Source organism: Mucilaginibacter sp., assembly GCF_965277465.1.
In the GTDB taxonomy this organism is placed as follows: Bacteria; Bacteroidota; Bacteroidia; order Sphingobacteriales; family Sphingobacteriaceae; genus Mucilaginibacter.
The window spans coordinates 2159264-2174129 of record NZ_CBDICW010000002.1; the positions used below are offsets into that span (position 1 = coordinate 2159264).

The following is a 14866-nucleotide window of genomic DNA, read 5'->3' on the forward strand; positions in this document are numbered from 1 at the left end:
ATTTAATTGACCTTTAAATTTACTGTTTCTCTAATATCCCTTGACGATGTTCCGGCCAGTACTTTATATTCACCGGGTTCAACGATCCATTTGCCGGTTCTTTCATCATAATATGCTAAATCTTTAACTGGAACTGTCAAGGATACTTTAGCCGTAACACCCGGTGAAATCATTATCTTTTTGAAAGCCTTCAGTTCCTTTTCTGCTCTTTCCACTTTCGAACCCGTTTTGCTGATATAAAGTTGAACAGTTTCTTTGCCTGGGTATTTCCCGATATTTTTAACATTGAGCGTAACTGTTATATTTTCATTTGAACTAAATGTTTTTTTAACAGTTTGAAGGTCCGAAATCTTATAATCGGAATAAGAAAGGCCATAGCCGAAGCAGTACAGCGGCTCTATTTTTTTTGTATCATACCAGCGATAACCTACCAAGATGCCCTCTTTGTAATCTACTTTAAGGTTTTCACCAGGATAGGCATTCAAGGCATGAGCCGGTGAATCCTTCAATTCAGCCGGGAAAGTGAATGGAAGTTTGCCTGAGGGGTTTATCTTTCCGATCAGGACATCAGCCAGTGCATTGCCATTTTCAGAACCATTGTACCATGACCAAATGATGGTGCTGTTATTCGTTTTGATCTTACCTATATCATAAGGTGCGCCGCCAACCACAACGATAATTGTATTCTGATTAACAGCAGTTACGGCATCCACTAAAGCCTGTTCGCTGAACGGGAGACTCAGGTCCTTCCTGTCACGGCCCTCGCTTTCATACTCGCGGTTACCTCCGATAAATAGGATCGCTACATCTGCACTTTTTGCCATTGAAACAGCTTGTGCGGTCATTGCTGAATCTGGTTTAGTTTCCGGATTTGCGTTAGTACGTGAAGGCCTGAAAGCCCCTGAGTAACCTTGCGCATATTTTATAATTACTGTTTTGCCCAGCCTGTCCTGAAGCCCAGCTAATGCCGTAACCTCGTACTTTGCTTTTACACCGGCACCAAATCCGCCTAAATGAAAAGTACGTGTTGCATTATCCCCTATCACAGCGATCGTTTTTATTGATGATGTTTTCAGCGGCAATAAGTGCGCATCATTTTTTAGCAATACAATTGATTCAGCTGCGATATCATAAACTGTTTTACGGTGTTCAGGTGTATTTATTTTCCCCGGGGGAGGATTATCGCTTAAAGATGTATGATACATCACCCATAAAACATGTCTTACCTTATCATCAATTACCTGCATGCTGACTTTTCCGGCTTTTACGGAGTCGAGGAGCTTATCTGCAAAATAATAAGTATTATAAGGAGGTCTTGAGCCCATCTCCAGATCGAGCCCGTTATTTGCGGCGTTTACCGTGCTGTGTGTCCCGCCCCAGTCGCTGATCACCATTCCTTTGAATTTCCATTCACCACGCAAAACTTTATTGAGCAAATAGTTATTTTCAGAGCAATATACATCACGGAATTTATTATAAGCTGACATGATGGTCCAGGCATTGCCTTCTGTGATGGAGGCCTTGAAAGCAGGTAAATAAATCTCACGCAGCGCACGTTCGTCCACGTTAACGCTTACCCGGTTCCTTTCCACCTCCTGGTTATTTACTGCAAAATGTTTGACACAAGCCGCTATGTGCTGACTTTGTATCCCTTTTACCGATTGTACGGCCAGGCGTGAGTTCAAAAATGGGTCTTCCGAATAATATTCGTATGTTCTGCCGCAGAGCGGGGTGCGTGCTATATTGAACGCAGGCGCCAGCATAATATATTTTTTCCGGGCCCTGGCTTCTTCGCCCATATCATGCCCATAGCGATAGGCCAACTCCGGGTTCCAGGTAGCTGCCAATGCTGAGCCATTTGGAAAGAAAGTGGCAGAATCAGTAGTGAGGTTTGCCGATCCCCAGCCCTCTTTAACATCTTCACGTACGCCCAAAGGCCCGTCATCAGTCATTAAACCAGGTATGCCTAGGCGGTCGACCCCTGCAGTGCTGAATATACCATTGGCATGCAGCAATCCGATTTTTTCTTCAAGCGTAAGCTCTTTGATAAGGGCTGCGATTTTAGCATCCGTAGCGCTCTCATTTTTTACCTGGGCCTGCAATTGACTGGTCATTCCCAGTAAACAAATAAATAAACAGTAAGTGATTTTATTTTTCATCACGCTAAATATATATAAAGTAAATCAATTCAATATCAGGTAGTTTCGGAAAAATCCAGGATCAGCTCCGGCAATACGTAGTTTAACGTTATGCTATAGTTATTTTAGCAGTTAATATTAGTTTTAACCAAAACAATAAATTGGCCTTTTTACAAAATGGTAAATGGACTTCCGGTTGAAATAACGAATTTTACTTGATGGAAGCGTTCGTTACTAACATTCTTCACTTCGGAAATCTCAACCCACAGCAAATGGACTTTATATTGAACAAAGCTAAGACGCTGGAATTACCTAATGAGGAATATTTTTCAGAAGCGGGAAGATCCCGAGGCATATCGGGTTCTTGTTGAAAAGTGTGATGAGCTTCCTGTTACACATTACCATAAAAGCGAAAAGATAACGCATTCCTCTAGTTGGGCTTACTATTCAGTTGAACATATTTTGTTTCGAACATTTGTGTTGCAGTCTTTTCCCCAGATTTGACTGATTTCTCAATGAGTGCATAATAGTTGACATTCAATTGGGTCTCGATACAAAAATAAGTGGTCGATTATCAGGATGAAAAATCAACTATAAGTTAGCAATGTAAATCGTTTCAAAGCAATATCCGAAAGATACCCAGTCCGGGGGCTTTAATTAAGGAAAAAAAATTACATTTGGTCTTAATAAGAGTGATGCTAATATCTAATCTATTCCTTTGTAAAAAAGCAATACTTACCAAAAAGTTTTTCCCGTTTCTGATATCTTACCTTGCTTTTAACTGTGCTTTTTCACAGGTGCCAAATATTGCCTATCAAACGCCTCAGGTATATACAACTAACGCTACCATTAGTCCATTAATTGTAAACAATACAGGTGGAGCTATACCACCGAATATTTATGGCGACGTAAGCACGTTTGCAGGCAGTGGTCAAAACAGTTTTCTAAATGGAATTAGCACTACCGCAAGTTTCTCAGGCCCTGTTTTTTTAACATTTGATCCCCAAGGTAATTTATATGTGGCCGATCCCGGAAACAATGCTGTACGAAAAATAACACCCAATGCAACGGTCAGCACATTCGCCGGTACCGGCGCTTCAGGTAAACAGAACGGTTCGGCAAACACAGCAACTTTTAATTACTCGGTCGGTGTTGCCGCAGATGCACTGGGCAATATTTTCGTAGCCGACCAAAATAATAACCTCATTCGCAAAATTACGCCGACAGGTATGGTAAGCACTTTCGCAGGAAATGATGCAACAGGTAAAAACAATGGAGCCGGAACATCGGCAAGCTTCAATAGTCCATATGGAATGGCTTTCGATAGTAAAGGAAACTTGTACATAGCAGATGAGGGAAATAACATTATACGCAAAGTTACACCCGTAGGCATAGTGAGTACTTTTGCGGGAAGCGGAGCACAAGGTAAACAAGACGGAACAGGTACCGCAGCAAGTTTTTACAGCCCTGTTGATGTTACAATTGACAGCAAAGATAACCTTTACGTAGACGACCATGGTCATTCAATTATATGTAAAATAACCCCCGGAGACGCAATTGCTACCTATGCAGGGGGCGGATTGGATGATACTGATAACGCTACCCTTTCAACGATTTATTTTACGGGCGGATCAAGATCCTGAGTTCAAATGGTACGTTAATGCGGAGCGAGAACAAACTACCTTACTGGAAAGCTATCGCATAACACAAGATATCGGTATAAGCCGTAGTTGCGGTAATATGGTAAAGGCTGGTGCTGTGGCGAGTGCAGTGGTTTATGCTTATATCGCCCAATATATGGTGAGTTTAAACCATGTGACTTAATGAATATAGCCGCATGCCTGTGGGTGTTCCTTTGCATCTTTCAACATTAGCCTGAATAGGGAATGCTGCGCCCCCCCGTTGACGGAGAAATCCTCCCGCCGAAGACCCGATTGCTACGATAAAAAAGCTATAAGTCATTTATCCAGTGAATTTTAATACTTCTTTATTTTAAATAAACAATAATTAAAAATGGTTTTAACGCGAGGGTTTATGCGACCGTTGAGTAAGCTGAAGATTTGGTAGAAACCAGGCATTTAGAATTTTAAAAAGCGCAATAGATGACATTAATATTCATTTATACAATTACGTTTTGACCTGTTACAAATCAATCTTAGGAATTGTAAAATAAAAAATGCTGCCTAAGCCCTTCTCACTTTCCACCCATATCCGGCCACCATGTCTGGCAACAAATTCATAACAAATTTTGAGTCCTATGCCTGTTCCCTTTTCGCTGGCAGTCCCATAAGTAGTGTAATTTGAATTTCTGTCAAAAAGTTTACTGATCTTATCTTTTGGAATTCCTTCACCTGTATCAGTAACTGAAAATTTGGTTCCCTGATCAAAGGCGATGACAGTAATATTGACATTCCCTCCTCTGTTTGTGAATTTAATCGCATTAGATAATAAATTACGGATTATAGCTTCCAACATGTCCTTATCAGCAACTAAGTTAAGTTTGCTATCAATAGCATAAGTAATTTCAATACCTTTCTTTTTTGCCGTAGGTAAAATACGTTGGACGCATTTTTGAATTTGACCGGTTAAATTTTTTATTGAAACGGGCTTAAACGCTAAGGTAGCAAATTGAGCTGTTGCCCAAGCCAGTAATTCTTCAAGCAACTCGCTGGCTCCGGACAGTTCCTGTTTAATATGGATAAGATTAGTATGTAAATCAACAGCAGGGGTATCATCAATGTCGTTAATGGTTAGCCCCAATAACTGTAAACTCCCGGATATGGGATTTCTCAAGTCATGTCCTATAATAGAAAACAACTTGCTTTTTTGTTCATTTGAAGCCACCAACTCCTTATTTAAAGATTTAAGCTCAGCTAAAAGATCATCTTCGTGTTGTTTGAGATTATGTTGTATAGTAATATCTTCTATGATCGTATAACCTAATGTTTCTCCTTTGTCTGGAAATAAAATGGATGTGATGTGACACCAGATCACAGTGCCATCCTTTTTTGACAAACAAGTTTCAAAACTTAAAGAAGGTGTAGTTCCTTTCCACAAATGTTCCCGAAGAATTCTCCAATCCTTTTGATAGGCTAGAGGCGTATAGTCAAGTATTTGGGTTCCTATGATCTCCTCTTTATGCTGATAACCTAAAAGTGCCACCAAAGCTGGATTAACCTGTATAATCTTCAAATCTGAGGAGATGATTTTGTTGCCCAACCTGGAATATTCAAATACCGTTCGGAAGCGGAGTTGGCTTTCCTGATACATCAATAATTGTGAGGTAACCTCTTTACCGCTTAAGGCAGACCGTAAAAGTAGATTCTCGTCCTTTAGCGCTTCAATGTCTTTTATGAGAGATTTAATAGTGTCCATATCTTTAAATATTAAATTTCAACTTGAGTGAAGTTTAAACGCCAAAAGAAAATGACATTCCTAATACTCCGAAGTTAAGAAATTAACGCGTAGTAGTACTATTTTACGCTTTAATCAAGCCCCCTGTTTTCACCAAAAATCGAACAAACATTAAGGAAACAGGAGTGTTCTTCCCAGAGGGCGTAACCCGCCGACGGGCAATTTTCAAAACAAATGAGAGGTTCCCTCATGCGATAGGTTTTAGAAAAATAATCTACATAGCTTAGAATGGCTAGATAACAGGTCGAATTCCACCCCCCGGCCAAGTTGGTTAACACTTCCCTATTAGGTGCCACTGGAATTTGTGTTGATTTTTTCAATTCGGTATCTGTGATAAGCGCCTTTGTCCATTCGTTAAATAAGCCCTTCATTTCACTCGTTAAAACGGGGCTGATAACCACAAGCGTATGCGCCTGTCCAAACGCTTCCCTCCGGATGCGGTTGCCATATTTTACTGGTGTTGCTATTGCTCTGCATGGCAGCGTTAAGGGTATGATCTTGATAATTCTTTCACGGTCGCACGGATGAATACCATTCACAAACTACTTCATAGCTAACCGGATTGTTATGACTGATGCGGAACAAGGTTCAGCATCTTTCATCCGAACACTTTGTTCTTTAAATCCTTCCCTGTCAAACATACGCGACTAAGCTGATGATAACGCTAATTTAAGTGTATCCTTAGCTTGTTCAAGGTGCTTTCTCGCGTTAATCTGTTCCAAAACGTCCACCGCCGGCTGTAGCAGCCCTGTTATTTTTCCTATCTCTATCATCGGGCGATATATTAAATTAAAATACCCGGATTCGGTTCCACCATTCTTATCTAAAAAGATCGGGACGTCACTTTCTCGCCATTCTTCACCTTTGCGGCAGGTGTGACGTAACTGTTTCACAACCGGCTGTCCCTCCAGTTCGGGTGTACTTCGCATAATGTTTTAAAAATAACCCATATTAGTTACTCTGCAATAAAGTAGAAGGTAACCTTAATAATATTAGTGTCATTACGAACTTAGTGCAAATTCTTACGTATAAATTGAATTAATAAAGATTCTCCGCGGACTTTCCTATTGCCCGCGGTAAATTAACCAATAATTTACCTTTAATTTAATGAGCAATATCGCAAACTTGGAAAGTGTGTTTAGACGCCTCATATTTATTGTGTGTTTTTGCATGCCGTCCCTCGCTTTTTCTCAAAATCAGAGTATCACGTTCGATCATATCGGAACCAGGGAAGGATTATCACAAATTAATGTGAATTGCATTATCCAGGACAGTCGGGGTTTCATGTGGATAGGTTCCAGGAATGGGCTAAACAGGTTCGACGGATATAAATTTATCAATTATAGCTACGATGCTAAGAACAACAATTCAATAAGTAATAATATGATTTCCGATCTTGCTGAAGATAACGACGGCAATATTTGGATAGCGACACAAAACGGGTTAAATAGGTTTGAAAGAAAAACCGGCACATTTACCAGATACATGCATGACGAGCGTAAAGCCAACAGTATCACAAGTAATATTATAAGCAGACTGGCATTTGATGCAGATGGTTCCTTATGGATAGCTACCCAAACGGGGGGCCTAGACCGCCTCGATTTAGTTAAGAAGATATTCCAACATCATATTCATACTGCCAATTATAACCAAAGCATCAGTGACAACAACGTCCGGACGGTGTTTTTAGATTCAACGCGCAATTTATGGGTTGGCACCTCCACCGGCGGATTACAACGCTACAATAGGAAAAACGATAGGTTTTTAAAATTTCAATTAAAGGATAGGCGCTCAAAAGTAGTATCCGGAACGAATATTATCTGCATAAACGAAATCTCAAAAAATGAATTGTGTATTGGCACCCAGGATGACGGACTTTATTTATTCAATAAGGACAAAGGAACATATACACATTTTTCGCACAACAAAGGATTATTAAATAGTATTTCCAGTAACACCATTTATAGCCTGAAGAAAGATAATGAAGGCAATCTTTGGGTAGGAACAGAAAACGGTGGTCTGTCTATATTAAATAAAAAAACAAGTGTATTTAATAACTATCAGCATGACGAGGTAGATCCAAATAGCCTTAATGGAAATTCTATTTATGGTATTTGCAAGGACCGATCTGGTAACATGTGGTTGGGCACGTTTAGCGGCGGTATCAACCTTTTTAAAAAATCAACCTCATTATTTCCGCTTTACCGGCATAATTCTTCACCAAATAGCTTATCGAATAACTTCGTTCTCTCCATTTTCGAAGATAAAGAAAAAAATATCTGGGTTGGTACAGATGGTGGCGGTCTGAATGTGTTCAATTCACAAGTTGGTAGCTTTACCCGTTATATGCAGCAGCCGGAGGGAAATGAAAGTATATCAGGGAATTATGTTCTGGTTGTCAATCAGGATGCCGACGGCGATTTGTGGACAGGTACATGGGGAAACGGAATCAGCATTATGAACCACACCAACCACAAATTTCGTTATTTAAACAATAACCCCGCTTCATTCCCCGCTTTGAGCGGCAATAATGTTTATAATATACTCCACACGAAAGATAAAAAGACCTGGATATGCGCGTTCGGCAATGGCTTGGATTGTTACGATAAAAAAAATAATACTATTCAACATTACAAGTTTGATGGTAATAATCATCAAGGAATAAGTAGTAATTATATCTACACCTTGTACGAAGACAAAAAGGGAAACTTATGGGTTGGGACATCAGATGCCGGTATTGATTTGCTGGATCGTAAAACAAATACATTTACCCATTTCCGGCATAACGAGCGTAAAAACAGCATCAGTAATAATGGTGTCACCGATATTATCGAAGACCAAAAAGGTAATCTATGGCTTTGTACTCTTTCGGGACTGGATATGTTTAATCCACTCACAAAAAAGTTTACTGTTTTTACTAAGGAGAACGGTTTACCGAGTGATATTATGTACTCAATAAAACAAGATAATGAAGGAATGTATTGGATAGGTACCAGCGGCGGTTTGTCAAAATTTGATCCAAACCATCGGACTTTTGATAATTATACCTCTGAAGATGGGATTCAATCTGGCGAATTTAAACCTCATTCTGCAATGAAAAGCAGCGATGGAAAATTATATTTTGGGGGCGTTGGTGGTTTTAATGCTTTTTTTCCTGAACAGATAAGGAAACACACCGGTTTTTCACCCCTGGTAATCACTTCCTTCCAATTATTTAATAAACCGATTTCCATAGCAAAGGGAGATGACGATCCCTCACCATTAAAACAAGAGATTTCGGAAACCAAAGCAATAAACTTAACCCATTTACAGTCCGTTTTTTCGCTTGAGTATGCCGCTTTGGATTATGGATCAACGGACAGAAAACAATATGCTTATAAGCTACTCAATTTTGACCAGGAATGGAATTATGTTGGCGGCAGAAATTCTGCTTCCTATACCAACCTTCCAGCTGGACGGTATGTGTTCGAATTAAAATATAAAAACAGCGCAGGTGTATGGTCACCTATCCGTAAAGCATTGTATATTAATATTAAACCACCATTTTGGCTAACTTGGTGGTTTAAAGCAATCGCTTCATTATCCTTGATGGGTGCGGTGTATGGAACTTATAGATTTCGTGTAAGGGCTATAAAAGCACAACAATATATTCTTGAAAACCAGGTGATAGAACGCACCAGTGTAGTCCATTTGCAAGCCCAAAAACTACAGGAGACCAATGAGGAATTACAAGCCCAATCGGAGGAAATGAAGGCACTCAATGAAGAACTCATAAGCCAAACTAAAGAAGCAGACAGAGCTAACCAAGCTAAAAGTGTCTTTTTAGCCACCATGAGCCATGAAATACGTACACCGATGAACGGTGTTTTGGGAATGGCTTCGCTTTTGAACGAAACCAATCTCGATCTTGAACAAAGAGAATATTCACAAGCTATATTGCATAGCGGTGAAGCATTGTTGAATGTCATTAACGACATATTGGACTTTTCCAAAATTGAGTCGGGTAAAATGGAGCTTGACCCGCATGTCTTCAATCTAAGAAATTGCGTGGAAGAAGTTCTCGATTTATTTTCCGTGAAAGCAGCGGAATCGGGACTCGACTTAATGTATCAGGTAGACCACCGGCTACCTGTATGCTTAATCGCAGACAGTTTGCGGCTTCGGCAGGTATTGATTAACCTGATAGGCAATGCTATAAAATTTACACATCGAGGAGAGATATTTTTAGATATTAACCTGAAAAATGCATTGGGCGATGATGACATTGAACTTGCATTTGATGTAAGGGACACCGGGATAGGCATTCCCGCAGAAAAGCTCTCTAAATTATTCGAAGCCTTTTCGCAAGTTGATTCGTCCACGACGCGTAAATATGGGGGCACCGGGTTAGGACTTGTTATTTGTGAGCGCTTAGTAAAACTAATGGGCGGAAAAATAGGGTTAACCAGTGAAGTAGGTATCGGCACTACCTTTCATTTTACGATAAAGTGTACAATGAGTAAGAACAATGACCATCAATTTGAATCGCTCGACATGTCTGAAGTTGAAGGTAAAAGTGTATTGGTGGTAGATGACAATCCCACGAACCGCCGTATTTTGCAATTGCAACTGGAGCTCTGGAAGCTTAAATCTGTATTGGCTTCATCAGGCTATGAGGCATTACGAATATTGGATAATAATCACAATTTCGACCTTGTAATATCTGACATGCAAATGCCGGAAATGGATGGAGTGCAGCTCGCTACTGCTATAAAGATGAAATATCCTGCTTTGTCGATTATTCTGTTGAGTTCTATAGGTGACGAAACTAAAAAACAATACCCGGAACTTTTTGCTGCTGTGTTAACTAAGCCAGTAAAACAACTGCATTTGAGCAATGTAATAGTTACTGAACTGATGCATTTTGCACCGCAAGCCCATTACAGCGAGAAACCGGCTCCGGTCCTAAACAAAGACTTTGCAATTAATCATCCATTAAAAATTCTGATTGCAGAAGATAATTTAATCAACCAAAAAATGATCCTGCGGGTACTGGACAAACTCGGTTACGATCCGGAATTGGCAACTAATGGATTAGAAGTTATTGCACTGCTGAACAACCAATATTACGATTTAATATTAATGGACGTGCAAATGCCCGAAATGGATGGTTTGGAAGCAACACGATATATAAGACAACATTTTTCCAGACAACCAATTATCCTGGCTATGACAGCTAATGCTATGACTGAAGATAAAGAAATTTGCCTAAGGGCTGGTATGAATGGTTATACTGCAAAGCCTATAAAGCTCGATACACTCCTTACCATGTTGACAGAAACACATCATTTGATTAGCAATTAATTTCGTTGACGATATACGCATGCAGCCTAAACCAAGTTTGCATACCAATGGGCGATTTTGACCTAATTGAATTTTCGTTATGTTTTTATCATCCAAAGAGCAGAATTCACCACAGATATTAGTTTCGCCTACGGCTCAAATTGACGATCTTTTGCTTTATTTCTTTTTCTGTTGGCTGTAAGCGGCTCTTTTGATAGCGTTTCAGGACATTCTAAACACCTGATGGCGATTTTGTAAAGTCATTAGCTTTTTGCTTAAGCTGATTGGCTATCTCAAACCTATTGCATCCGCGCTGGCGCAAATCTAATACGGCTTTTTCGTCTTCGGAAGCACGGCGGTGGGTACTGTACTTTGACCCGCCCTTAGCACGCAACAGATCCACTTCATTACCTGATTGCTTAAAGCGATTATATCACTTTAGAGAAATTATAGCATCGGTGTCATGAGCAAGTATAAAAACCCTTTACAAACATAAACTAAGGGTGTTTACCTCGTTTTATCAATTCGTAATCCCGAAATAGGAAGCGGTAATTATTCTGATAATTCCGTTGTTTGCTGATAATGATATACGTAAACCGATGAGCGTTATTTGGATCACAGTGCTTGAACGGACGAACAGATCTGACTTTGGAGGTTAATGTCAATCAGCGTATAAAGAGCGATGATCCCGGATCAAATCAACGATGACGACTTCGGAAAAAGCCGATGCTTCACCTTTCGACCCGATCATCCTTGGTCGTTTAAACCAAAAAAAAAAATCGAATACGGCTTTCGTGCACCCATGAAAACTACCGCCAAAACGGGATCCTTTGCATAGCGCTAACTCTTCTGAAAAGCAACACCGCAGATTTTTTCGCAGATTGACAGGAACTGTTCCTGTATCTCCACATCATCGGATTCGGTCCGGTACTTTGCCTGGCGCTGGTGATTAAAATATTTCCCGGTGACCAGGGCCTTAGGGTCATCACTGGCAGCCAGCCAAACCTGTGTTTGAAAACCTTTGTCCAGATCATCCGGTGCGTCCGCTCCACCCATTTTGGTCGGCACCCAACCCGGATCAATCGCATTCGCATAAACATTGCTGAGTTTTCCCGCCATAGCCTTAGCCAGGATCAGGTCGTGAAGTTTAGAATCCGAATAAGTTACCATGGGCGGAACGCTTTTTAAACCCTTTAAAGTTGCATCCCCGGACAAATGCGAACTCGAACTCAGGTAGATAAGGCGTCGTGCCGGTACCAAACAACTCAGGATATAGGGCGCTATGGTATTAACGTTTAAAATCTGTTGCGCAGAGGCCTTATAAACCCCGGCATTATGGATTATGGTGTCGAAGGCGCCCAGATTATTTACTTCAGCAGCCAGCCTTTTCGTTGCTTGCATATCCGAAAGGTCGGCGGCCAATACGCCAGCCGCGCCCGGGACTAATTGCATCGCTTCCTTTGAACGGATTTCGTTTCTTGCATGCAGGGTTACCCAGTGACCTTGTTTAACCAATTCCTTTGCGGCTAAAAGACCCAGGCCATCTGCGGAGCCTGTAATGAATATACTTTTCATATCCCCTTTTTAACAAGCTTTTGAAACCAATGTTTCATCTGGCCCCTGCATATATAAAAGTGATATAACATATCGTTAATATTCTTTCTCTACCGTAATTTTCAATGCTTCGGGTAGACATGGTCTGCTTAGTAAAATCGCCGTGCGCTGCTGACCGGTCAAATTACCGTTAAGCCACGACTTGATATCGCTCCGTTCCAGTATCGCCGGCATTCGGTCATGAATTTCAGCCATTACCCGGTTAGGTGGCATGGTCACCATCAGGCAGGTCGGCAACAACACATTCGTATCCACATCTATCCAAATATCCCAAAGTCCTGCAATATAGAAAGGTTTGCCGTCCGAGCGTTCGATCCGGTATGACTTTTTTTGTTCTTTATTGTATTCAAAAAATGCCTGGATACGGATAACGCAATGCTTACGGCCTAACTGCCGACGCCAGGCGGTATGCAAATTTTCGATCTTGGCATGTTTATGTTTTGCATGGATCTTATCATCATCCGCGGTCAGCAGCCCCCAGCGGTATTGCTGCACCTTATCCGGCAAGGCATCCGTCACCACCGTCAGCATGCTCCCGGGACTCCCGCTCGCATTCGGTTTAGGTTTAAACTGCCGGCCATCCCTGCCGGTAATTAATATATCGTTTTGTTCGCCTACTAAAACTCTTCCGCACATAGTCAAAGATTAACGCTTAAAAATACTAAATATTTTAGCAATTAATATAATTTGTTAATTAGAACGATAATTCGGACTTTTTACCAAATGGTAAATGAATTTCCGGTTTGATTAGCGAATTTTACCCGATGGAAGTGTTCATTAATTACATTCTTCAATTTGGAAATTTGAACCAGCAGCAGATGGACTTTATCCTGAGCAAAGCCAAACCGCTGGAATTGCATAAGGAAGGATATTTTTCAGAAGCGGGAAAGATCCCAAGGTATGTCGGATTCTTGCTGAAGGGTGTCGTGCGTTTCTGTTATTATAACAACAAGGGCGAAGAGATCACGCATTCCTTTGTCGAGGAATATAACTTTGTGTCGGATCAGCAAAGGTTCGAGGCGCAGATCATTTCTTCTGAATACATTCAGGCAGAGACCGATTGTGAGCTGCTGGTCTTTTCCAAAAAGGATTGGGATGAGATCGGCAATACCATCCTAAGTTGGAAGGAGATCGAAAACCTGATCTTAAAGAATTGCCTGCTCAAAGCGATCGAACGCCGGAGCCCCTTGGTTTCCGAAGACGCAACCAACCGTTATTTGCTGTTCAATGAACATTTCCCAGGCCTGGTCAACCGGGTCCCGCTTTCCCATGTAGCTTCTTATCTGGGCATCACGCAGCAGTCGCTGAGCCGGATACGAAGAAATGTCCGTTAATTGTCTTTTTTATATACTGGCTGCACTTTTTACCAAATGGTAAAATTTTCCCCTCTCCGCTATCCCACCTTTGTTTCCTAATTTAAAATAAAAAACCATGAGCAAAAAAGTGATTTTAATAACCGGAACGAATAGCGGCTTTGGCTGGCTGACCGCACACAGTTTGGTGGCTTTAGGTCACCAGGTGTATGCGACCATGAGGGATACCCAGGGCAAAAATTCGGATAAAGCTGCTGCCTTGTCCGTTTTGGAAAATGTGACGGTTCTGGACGTTACGCTAACGGACGATAAATGCGTACAACAAGCGGTTGAACGGGTGATAGCGGAATCAGGACGGATTGATGTGCTGGTCAATAATGCAGGATTTTCACTGAACGGTGTGGCGGAGAGTTTTACCACAGCGGATTTACAGGCTATCTTCGATGTGAATGTATTTGCACCCTGGCGGTTTATTAAGCAGGTATTACCTGCGATGCGCAAACAGGCTGAAGGGCTGATTATTAATGTGACCAGCGGGTTTGGCAGGGTATCTTTTCCGTTTGCGACCATTTACGCCGGTTCCAAATTTGGTTTGGAAGGGATCAGCGAAGGACTGCATTATGAATTGAAACGTCTGGGTATTGATGTTGCGATCATAGAACCAGGCGCTTTTCCCACGGAAATGAGCCAAAAGACGCAATATGCGTCGGATCAGTCGGTTTTTGAGGGCTATAGCGCAATTGCAGAAATGCCAGGTAAAATGATGATCGCGCTTGGCGGGTTGATCCAAAGTCACAATCCAGATCCGCAAATGGTGGCCGATGCTATTGTTGATTTGATCGGTACAGCAAAAGGAAAACGACCTTTGCGTACAGTAGTCGACCCGATCACCGGGAAATATATCGAGGCGGCGAATCATGCGGTCGCAGAACAATTCGGACCGGGTTTGACGTTGTTTGGTATGGGTGAACTATTAACCTAAAGTTAGCAATGCGGCAGCGCTCGCTGATCCTGCCGCATTGATTTAATAGTTGTAATGCCAGTCCATTGCTCCCGGACAACGAT

General features: G+C 41.3%; 11 protein-coding genes. 4 read left to right on the forward strand and 7 right to left on the reverse strand.

What is annotated here, in order from left to right; translation table 11 throughout:
- Positions 1-2: 2 nt before the first annotated feature.
- Positions 3-2114 (reverse strand): beta-glucosidase family protein, encoded by a 2112-nt coding sequence (locus ACQY4U_RS21735; RefSeq protein WP_428331566.1) that lies wholly within the window; start codon positions 2112-2114, stop codon positions 3-5.
- Positions 2115-2833: 719 nt separating this feature from the next.
- On the opposite strand from ACQY4U_RS21735, the gene ACQY4U_RS21740 reads away from it, so the two are divergent.
- Positions 2834-3781 carry an alkaline phosphatase PhoX gene (locus ACQY4U_RS21740; protein WP_428331567.1) on the forward strand — a complete coding sequence of 316 codons (948 nt, stop codon included), beginning with the start codon at positions 2834-2836 and terminating at the stop codon, positions 3779-3781.
- 499 nt (positions 3782-4280) lie between these two features.
- Here ACQY4U_RS21740 and ACQY4U_RS21745 read toward each other — a convergent pair whose 3' ends face one another.
- The 3 genes from ACQY4U_RS21745 to ACQY4U_RS21755 form a co-directional block, all read right to left on the reverse strand.
- Entirely contained in the window at positions 4281-5513 is a 1233-nt protein-coding gene (locus tag ACQY4U_RS21745) for a PAS domain-containing sensor histidine kinase (protein ID WP_428331568.1), read from the reverse strand.
- A 110-nt stretch (positions 5514-5623) separates the two neighbouring features.
- Positions 5624-6091 carry a hypothetical protein gene (locus ACQY4U_RS21750; RefSeq protein ID WP_428331569.1) on the reverse strand — a complete coding sequence of 156 codons (468 nt, stop codon included), beginning with the start codon at positions 6089-6091 and terminating at the stop codon, positions 5624-5626.
- A gap of 108 nt (positions 6092-6199) precedes the next feature.
- Positions 6200-6481: a hypothetical protein gene (locus ACQY4U_RS21755; RefSeq protein WP_428331570.1), complete on the reverse strand. Its 282-nt coding sequence runs from the start codon at positions 6479-6481 to the stop codon at positions 6200-6202.
- Between the two features lie 241 nt (positions 6482-6722).
- Between ACQY4U_RS21755 and ACQY4U_RS21760 the strand changes: the two genes are divergently transcribed.
- Positions 6723-10895 carry a two-component regulator propeller domain-containing protein gene (locus ACQY4U_RS21760; protein WP_428331766.1) on the forward strand — a complete coding sequence of 1391 codons (4173 nt, stop codon included), beginning with the start codon at positions 6723-6725 and terminating at the stop codon, positions 10893-10895.
- Between the two features lie 211 nt (positions 10896-11106).
- Here the strand turns inward: ACQY4U_RS21760 and ACQY4U_RS21765 are convergent, their stop codons facing one another.
- The 3 genes from ACQY4U_RS21765 to ACQY4U_RS21775 form a co-directional block, all read right to left on the reverse strand.
- Entirely contained in the window at positions 11107-11277 is a 171-nt protein-coding gene (locus ACQY4U_RS21765; RefSeq protein WP_428331571.1) for a hypothetical protein, read from the reverse strand.
- Between the two features lie 437 nt (positions 11278-11714).
- On the reverse strand, positions 11715-12449 hold the full coding sequence (locus ACQY4U_RS21770; protein WP_428331572.1) for an SDR family NAD(P)-dependent oxidoreductase: 735 nt from the start codon (positions 12447-12449) through the stop codon (positions 11715-11717).
- A 75-nt stretch (positions 12450-12524) separates the two neighbouring features.
- Positions 12525-13124 (reverse strand): SOS response-associated peptidase, encoded by a 600-nt coding sequence (locus tag ACQY4U_RS21775; protein ID WP_428331573.1) that lies wholly within the window; start codon positions 13122-13124, stop codon positions 12525-12527.
- 128 nt (positions 13125-13252) lie between these two features.
- Between ACQY4U_RS21775 and ACQY4U_RS21780 the strand changes: the two genes are divergently transcribed.
- Entirely contained in the window at positions 13253-13822 is a 570-nt protein-coding gene (locus tag ACQY4U_RS21780; protein ID WP_428331574.1) for a Crp/Fnr family transcriptional regulator, read from the forward strand.
- Positions 13823-13919: 97 nt separating this feature from the next.
- Positions 13920-14783, forward strand: coding sequence for an SDR family oxidoreductase (locus tag ACQY4U_RS21785; protein WP_428331575.1), 864 nt, complete (start codon positions 13920-13922; stop codon positions 14781-14783).
- Positions 14784-14866: the final 83 nt, after the last annotated feature.

What these genes read in the sequence shown, in the direction of transcription:
- ACQY4U_RS21735 (WP_428331566.1), bottom strand. Translation starts at nt 2,114, where the DNA reads ATGACCAGTCAATTGCAGGCCCAGGTAAAAAATGAGAGCGCTACGGAT.
- ACQY4U_RS21740 (WP_428331567.1), top strand. Translation starts at nt 2,834, where the DNA reads ATGCTAATATCTAATCTATTCCTTTGTAAAAAAGCAATACTTACCAAA.
- ACQY4U_RS21745 (WP_428331568.1), bottom strand. Translation starts at nt 5,513, where the DNA reads ATGGACACTATTAAATCTCTCATAAAAGACATTGAAGCGCTAAAGGAC.
- ACQY4U_RS21755 (WP_428331570.1), bottom strand. Translation starts at nt 6,481, where the DNA reads ATGCGAAGTACACCCGAACTGGAGGGACAGCCGGTTGTGAAACAGTTA.
- ACQY4U_RS21760 (WP_428331766.1), top strand. Translation starts at nt 6,723, where the DNA reads ATGCCGTCCCTCGCTTTTTCTCAAAATCAGAGTATCACGTTCGATCAT.
- ACQY4U_RS21770 (WP_428331572.1), bottom strand. Translation starts at nt 12,449, where the DNA reads ATGAAAAGTATATTCATTACAGGCTCCGCAGATGGCCTGGGTCTTTTA.
- ACQY4U_RS21775 (WP_428331573.1), bottom strand. Translation starts at nt 13,124, where the DNA reads ATGTGCGGAAGAGTTTTAGTAGGCGAACAAAACGATATATTAATTACC.
- ACQY4U_RS21780 (WP_428331574.1), top strand. Translation starts at nt 13,253, where the DNA reads ATGGAAGTGTTCATTAATTACATTCTTCAATTTGGAAATTTGAACCAG.
- ACQY4U_RS21785 (WP_428331575.1), top strand. Translation starts at nt 13,920, where the DNA reads ATGAGCAAAAAAGTGATTTTAATAACCGGAACGAATAGCGGCTTTGGC.